Genomic DNA, 7,479 nt, shown 5'->3' on the forward strand with positions numbered 1-7,479 from the left:
AAGTTCCTGATCAATGCCTCCGGCCCCTTGAGCACGCCCGTGATCCCCAACTTCAAAGGCCGCGACACCTTCAGGGGCCACAGCTTCCACACCAACTCGTGGGATCACGACTACAACTACCAAGGCAAGCGCGTGGCCATCATTGGCAGTGGCGCGTCGGCCGCGCAGGTGATCCCGGCGATCGCGCCAGACGTCGGGCATCTGCATGTGTTCCAGCGCACGCCACACTGGGTGCTGCCTCGCCCTGACCGTGTGTTTTCGGGGTTCGAGCGCGCGCTACTGGGCTCCAAGCTGATTTACAAGGCCCTGCGCACGGTCATCTACTGGTCGCTGGAGAGCCGCATGATCGGCTTCAAGTACTCCAAGACCATGCTCAATCTGGTCGCCCAGAAGGCCGCGCTGCGGCACATCCACAAGCAGCTGAAAGACCCCAAGCTGCAAGCCGCCGTCACGCCTGACTACACGATCGGCTGCAAGCGCATCATCCTGTCGAGCACGCTCTACCCCGCCCTGGCGCGCCCCAATGTGACGCTGCACACCAAGGACGACGGCATTGCCGAGATCAACGAGCGCGGCATCGTGACCACGCAAGGCAAGCAGGTGGATCTGGACCTGATCGTCTACTCCACAGGTTATGACGCCACGGACGGCGTGATCTCCTACCCCGTGATCGGCAAGGGTGGCAAGTCCGTGGGCGAGGTGTGGAGCACGTTCCCGCGCGCCTACCTGGGCACCTCGCTCCCGGGCTTCCCCAACCTGTTTGTGGTGACCGGGCCCAACACGGGCATCGGCCACACTTCAGCTATTTTTGTGATCGAGGCGCAGATGGAATACATCATGCGGGCGATCAAGTCCGTGCAGGCACGCAAGGCCAAGGCCATCGAGGTCAAACCCGATGCCGAGAACGACTACACCACCATGATCCACCGCGAGATGAAGCAGACCGTGTGGCAATCGGGTGGCTGCCACAGCTGGTACCAGAGCAAGAGCGGCCATGTGATCGCCATGTTCCCCGGCTTCAGCTTCACCTTCCGCCGCATGTGCCAGGCCTTCAAGCCTGCGCACCATCTGTTCACCTGAGCAAGCAAACCAGCACAACGAGGAGACAGGCTTCATGAAGAACTTCAAGAACAAGGTGGCCGCCATCACGGGTGCAGCGTCAGGCATGGGCCGCACGCTGGCCCTGGAGTTGGCGCGCCGCGGCTGCCATCTGGCCTTGAGCGATGTGAATGAAGCCGGCCTGGCCGAGACTGCGCAGATGGCGGGCAAGCTGGGCGTGAAAGTCACCACAGCCAAGCTGAACGTGGCCGATCGCGAAGCCATGAACGCCTGGGCCGATTACGTGGTGAAGGAGCATGGCAAGGTCAACCTGATCTTCAACAATGCGGGTGTGGCATTGGGCGCCTTCATTGAAACGGTGAAGCCCGAAGACTTTCAGTGGATCATGGGCATCAACTTCTGGGGCGTGGTCTGGGGCACACAGGCCTTCCTGCCGCACCTCAAGAAGTCGGGCGATGGCCATGTGGTCAACACCTCCAGCCTGTTCGGCTTGCTGGCCTCGCCCACACAAGGCACGTACAACTCGTCCAAATTTGCCGTGCGCGGCTTCACGGAAGCCTTGCGTCAGGAACTGGATATCGAGAACTGCGGCGTGAGCGCCACCTGCGTACACCCGGGCGGCATCCGCACCAATATTGCCCGTGCGGCCAAGATGGATGAAAGCGTGGGCGCCAAGTCCGGCGGCGATGCCGAAGCCGCACGTTCACGCTTCGACAAGATGCTGAACGTGACCACAGCGGAAAGCGCAGCCTTGCAGATCCTGCGTGCGGTCGAGCGCAATCAGCGACGTGTGCTGGTGGGCCCGGATGCCAAGATCCTGGACATCATGGTTCGCCTGGTCGGCTCCTGGTACCAGCCCATCTCCGCACTGCTTGCTCGCAAACTGCTGGCGGGCTGAAGCCTGCTGCCATCTGCATCCACCGCCACATCGCACCGAGGCCGCTGGCATGAAAGATTTCAAAAACAAAGTTGTCGTGATCACCGGCGCGGGCTCGGGCATGGGGCGCGCCTATGCCCTGGCGTTTGCGCGATTGGGTGCCAGGCTGGCGCTCAATGACTACGATGCCAAGGCCCTGGCAGAAACCGCAGGCCTGCTGCCAGAAGGCATGAGCGGCCGCACGCTGTCTAGCGCCTTCGATGTGGCCGACAAGGCCGCCATGTATGCCTTCGCGGATGAGGTCTTGCGCCAGTTCGGTGGTGCACATGTGGTCATCAACAACGCGGGCATTGAAGGCTCATCCCTGCCGACATGGCAGACCACCGAGGACGAGTTTGAACGCATCATGCGCATCAACTTCTTTGGCGTGTTGAATGGCACCAAGGCCTTCCTGCCACAGCTGATGGCGAGAAAAGAAGGCGCCATTGTGAATGTATCGAGCATCATGGGCCTGATAGGCGCGCCTTCACAAGCCGACTACTGCGCCAGCAAGTTTGCTGTCCGCGGATTCACCGAGTCGCTGATGGTGGAGTTGCATGACAGCCCGATCAGCGTGCACTTGGTACATCCAGGCGGCATCGCGACCAACATCGTCCGCAAGCCAGGAGGACAAGCCTTTGCCAAGCGCTACCTCACCACGCCGCCAGAGGCCATCGTGAAACACGTGATCCAGAGCATCCGCAAAGGCCGCGTGAAGATCATCTATGGCCGCGACGCCCTGCGCACCTGGCTGGGCTCCAATTTCCTGCCGCAACGTTGGCTCAACGCCATCGTCTGGCGTGAACTCAAGCGCTCACATGATCTGACCCACTACCAGGGTCTGCGCTGACACCAACACACACTCTCTCATCGATAACAACATCATCATGGCAATCAAGAAGAAGACTGCTGTGGCCGCTGCATTGGCCGCAGTCGCACTGGGCTGGTCCTACCTGACTTATCCCGCTGTCGGGCAACTGACGTATGACCTGAGCGCGGGCATTGAATCGCGGCTGTATGGTCTGCACAAGGAAGTGGTCACGGTCGAGGGCATCCCGATGACGCTGTACCGGTCCACCGGCACGGGCCCGGCCATCGTCATGATCCACGGATTCAGTGCCGACAAGGACGTCTGGGCGCGCTTTGCACGCCACTTCAGCGGGCAGTACCAGGTGATCATCCCCGATATGCCCGGGCATGGCGAAACAGGCTTCAAACCCGAATGGAGCTACTCGATCGAAGCGCAGACACGCCGCATCGCCGCCTTGATGGATCAGTTGCAGATCAAGCAGGCGCACGTGATTGGCAACTCCATGGGCGGCTTCATCACGGCGCAGTTTGCCGTGAGCTACCCGGAGCGCACGCTGTCAGCAGGTCTTGTGGACCCGGCCGGTTTGCCATCGCCACACCCCAGCGATATGCGCGTGATGCTGAGCCAGGGGCAGAACCCCTTTGTGTTCGACACGCGCGAAGGCTTCTACCGTTTCTATCCCATGACGATGGCTTCGCCGCCGTTCATGCCTCATTACGTGCTGGATGCCGTGGCCGATCGCTACATTGCCCGGCGCAATCAATTGACGCAGATCTTCAGCGAGTCGCACAAGGAAACCGACCTGCCCGTGCGCATCCGCGAGGTCAAAGCGCCCGTCATGCTCATGTGGGGCAAGGAAGACCGCCTCATCGACGTCTCCAGCGTGCCGGTATGGCAGGCTGCCCTGCCTCAGGCGCAGGTTCATGTCTGGGACGGCATCGGACACATGCCCATGGTAGAAGCGCCTGCCAGGGCAGCTGAAGCGTATCAACGCTTTCTCAGCGGCCTCTGACAGTCACAAAGGCCCATCAGCGCGGCACAACGAAGGTGCTGCGCTCGATGAGCTTCACAGCCTGCCCCGCTGCGCCCATCTGCTCGATGCTCATGTTGATGGGCACGATCTGGCCGACCAGGTTCGCAGCAACATTGGCATCGAGCCGGATGCGCACGCTGACATCCCGGTTCTCAGACGGAGCCAGGTCGATTGCCTGAGCGTTGTCCACCCGCATGCCATACACGCCATGCTCGGCACTCACATCCACGCGATAGCGCTGCGTCAGTTCCGTTGAATTCATGATGTGCAGACGGTAGACGTTCTCGATCACGCCGTCATCCACCATGCGGGCCATCACACCACGGTCACGGGTGATGTCGACACGGAAAGGTGCGCGCGTCATCAAGCTGGCAGCGAAAGCGGTGACGCCAATCAGCAAGGCACCGCCGTAGATGGCCGTGCGCCAGCGCACCGCGCGCTTGAGCAAGGCGGGGCGATCCCAGCCTTGTGCCAAACCGTTCTGCGTCGAGAAGCGGATGAGCCCACGCGGGTAGTTCATCTTGTCCATGACGGTATCGCAGGCGTCAATGCAGGCACCGCAACCGATGCACTCCATCTGGAAGCCATTGCGGATGTCGATGCCAACCGGGCACACCTGAACGCACATCGTGCAGTCCACGCAATCGCCCAGACCCAGCTTGGCGCGGTCCGCCGTCTTGGAGCGAGAACCACGCGATTCGCCTCTGGCCGTGTCATAGCCAACGATGAGCGAGTCACCATCGAGCATCACGCTCTGGAAACGCGCATAAGGGCACATGTACTTGCAGACCTGCTCGCGCAGGAAGCCGGCATTGCCATAGGTGGCCATGCCGTAAAACACGCTCCAGAACAGCTCCCAAGGACCTGCGCCGAAGCTGCTGATCGACGCCAGCAAAGCGCGAATCGGGGTGAAGTAACCGACGAAGGTCAAGCCCGTCCAGAGGCTGAACACGCCCCAGGCGACATGCTTGCCGCCACGCTTGAGCAGCTTCTGACCGACCCAAGGCGCCTTGTCCAGCTTGAGGCGCGCCAGGCGATCGCCTTCGATGCGCTGCTCTATCCACATGAATATCTCGGTGTAGACCGTCTGCGGACAGGCGAATCCACACCAGAGCCGGCCGGCAATGGTCGTGAAGAAAAACAGCGCCAGCGCACTGAGCACCAGCAGGGCCGCCAGGTAGATGAAATCCTGCGGATACAGCACCAAGTCAAAGATGTAGAAGCGGCGGCTGTTGAGGTCAAACAGCATGGCTTGGCGCCCGTTCCAGGGTAGCCAGGGCAAACCGTAAAACACGATCTGTGTGAGCCAGACCATGGCCCAACGCCAGTTGGTGAACCACCCTTTGACGGATCGGGCTTGAACCTTCTTGTGTGCCTCGAAGAGCGATCCGTGCTGCGGCAATGCGTTGACGGGCTTGATGGGGATGATGCGAGGCTCGGTGCTCATGTTCTGTTCCGCGCAATCAGGTCGATTGCCGGGGACGAACCATAACATCCATTTGAAATGCACGTTCTTAAGCCCCTTCGTTCATGGGGGACTGGGTGATGTATGCGTGCCGACAAGACGCGTCGAAAACGAAGCGGATCCGTACTCGACATCATCAAGCGCCGACCTCAAGCATGCGGCAAACCGGTTATTTCCGTGCATTTATGCTGTTTTCTTTGCTTCCTTTTCATTCTTCAAAGCTAAAACGAAAGCAATCAACGAATACAAACGAAGCGTTTTCGTTTCCTTTCGCATCGATATGACGCTCACTTAAGGGATATCCCTCAGTAACTCCTATCTGACAGACTTCATGCAATCGTTGTTCTTGACCGCACTCAAACGCGCCTTAACGCGCATCGCAAACGATCAAGAACGCCCGCTTGCTCAACCTGAACGGAAGTCCCCCATGCACATCGCCGGCGTCGCCTTTGCTTATCCAGAACGCACTGTCTCCAACGCAGAAATGCTGCAGATCGTGGCTGATCAAAGCCGTGAAGGTTTTCAGGGCGACCTCAACGCCGCGCTGCAAAGCATCGAGTTCTATTTGAACTACATCGGCTCCGAGAACCGCCACTGGCTGGCCGAGGGCGAGCAGGCTTTCACGTACACCGAGCGCGCCATCAACGACGCGCTGGACCAGGCCGGCCTGGATAAAAACGACATCGACCTGCTCATCCACGCCAGCGTGGACAAGCGCGTGATCGAACCCGCGATGGCCTTTTTCGTGGCCAAGGCCATGGGCATGGACAAGACCCAATGCTTCGACGTAACCGAAGCTTGCGGCAGCTGGACCCGCGCCACGCAAATCGCGCAAGCCTTCCTGGCGTCCGGCCAGTTCAAGAACATCCTGATCGTGACGGCCGAGTACGCCTGCCACGAAGGCCAACCCCTCGCGCAGAACCACAAGCTCACCAGCCCGGCTGATCTGGAGTGGGCCTTTGCCAGCTACACGGTGGGTGAAGGCTCCACCGCCACCATTCTGAAGGCCGACGGTGACAAGCCCTGGCAGTTCGACAACCGCACCTTCACGCAATACGCCGATCTGTGCATGTCGCCCATCGTGGAAGACGACATCGAGACCATGCGCATGGGCGACTTGTCCATCGCAGGCAAGGGTCGTCTGCGCTTCTCTTCCTACGGCAAGAAGATGCAGGACAACACCATCGGTGACCTGGAAGAAATGATGCGTGAGAACCCCATCCCTGTGGACGAGGTCGACCTCTTCATCCCGCACACCAACACCCTGACCGCCTGGCGTGACCTGGAAAAGCGCCTGGACAAGAAGATCCCCTACATGTTCATGCTGCCTGAGTACGGCAACCTGGTGACCAACTCCGTGCCTGCCGCCCTGGCCGTGGCTGAGAAGGAAGGCCGACTGGAGCGTGGCCACAAGGTCACCGCTTTGATGACGGCCGCCGGCATGTCCTACACCCGCTACAACTTCGTTTACTGATTCGGCGGGGCTGACACGAGATGGCAACCGATTGGTCCGGGCGCAAGTACCGGGTGCTCAAGTCCCTGGGCGAAAACATCGACATGATCTTTGGCGTGTACGAACCTGCGTCTGCTCAGATGCAGTGGTTCCTGCACTCGCACGAGATCGATGACGGCGGCGGCGCGATCGTCAAGATCCTGGCCTCGCTGGGCATCACGATGCCGCCCAAAGTACACAAGAGCATCCCGCTAAAGCCAGGCTTCTTCGGTCGCCTCGCGGCGCTGAAACTGCACCTGCGCAACAGCCAGCCAGTGAGCTACCCCTGGCGCAAGGCCGATGCCACCACGACCTCCAGCCAGCCTGAGCACAACTTCGTGTACTTTCTGGCGCCACTGGAACAAAGCGATCAGCTTCGTGCTGGCGCCCGTGCGCAAGGCGTTGGCGAAACCTCGCTGTTCCTGGCCAGCCTGGACAAGGTCTGCCGCGAACGCTTCCTTCAAGCAGACAGTGAACGCGTGTGGATGATGCCGCACGACTTCCGCCGCTCGCTGGGCATCCAGACCCAATCGGGCAACTGGACGGCACCCGTGTCATTGCGCCTTCAAGGCGAGCCCACGATGCAAGACATCTATGGGCAGCTCAAAGGCCTGTACGGCAAGGGCATCTTGTGGGGCTCGTGGATCTACACGAACTTCGCGCGCTGGCTGAGCGACGACATGATCCGACGCGCCTACAACAA

At 60.3% G+C, this 7,479-nt stretch carries 7 protein-coding genes; 6 read left to right on the top strand and 1 reads right to left on the bottom strand.

The features are described 5' to 3' along the window. The 4 genes from EPO09_RS07555 to EPO09_RS07570 form a co-directional block, all read left to right on the top strand. Positions 1-1,080, top strand: a 1,080-nt coding sequence (locus EPO09_RS07555) for an NAD(P)/FAD-dependent oxidoreductase (RefSeq protein WP_290641774.1), incomplete at its 5' end; no start/stop codon positions are given. 34 nt (positions 1,081-1,114) lie between these two features. Beyond that, the gene (locus EPO09_RS07560; RefSeq protein WP_290641776.1) at positions 1,115-1,957 is read left to right on the top strand and encodes an SDR family oxidoreductase; all 843 of its coding nucleotides are present in this window, start codon (positions 1,115-1,117) and stop codon (positions 1,955-1,957) included. A gap of 49 nt (positions 1,958-2,006) precedes the next feature. Further along, entirely contained in the window at positions 2,007-2,825 is an 819-nt protein-coding gene (locus EPO09_RS07565) for an SDR family oxidoreductase (protein WP_290641777.1), read from the top strand. Between the two features lie 37 nt (positions 2,826-2,862). Further along, the gene (locus EPO09_RS07570) at positions 2,863-3,798 is read left to right on the top strand and encodes an alpha/beta hydrolase (RefSeq protein WP_290641779.1); all 936 of its coding nucleotides are present in this window, start codon (positions 2,863-2,865) and stop codon (positions 3,796-3,798) included. 16 nt (positions 3,799-3,814) lie between these two features. On the opposite strand, the gene ccoG is transcribed toward EPO09_RS07570, so the two are convergent. Then, entirely contained in the window at positions 3,815-5,266 is a 1,452-nt protein-coding gene (gene ccoG / locus EPO09_RS07575) for a cytochrome c oxidase accessory protein CcoG (protein WP_290641781.1), read from the bottom strand. A 445-nt stretch (positions 5,267-5,711) separates the two neighbouring features. On the opposite strand from ccoG, the gene EPO09_RS07580 reads away from it, so the two are divergent. Then, positions 5,712-6,758, top strand: coding sequence for a 3-oxoacyl-ACP synthase III family protein (locus tag EPO09_RS07580; protein ID WP_290641783.1), 1,047 nt, complete (start codon positions 5,712-5,714; stop codon positions 6,756-6,758). 20 nt (positions 6,759-6,778) lie between these two features. After that, a partial coding sequence (locus EPO09_RS07585) for a hypothetical protein (protein WP_290641785.1) occupies positions 6,779-7,479 on the top strand: 701 nt, incomplete at its 3' end.

The organism is Aquabacterium sp. (assembly GCF_004297345.1).
GTDB lineage: Bacteria > Pseudomonadota > Gammaproteobacteria > Burkholderiales > Burkholderiaceae_C > Aquabacterium.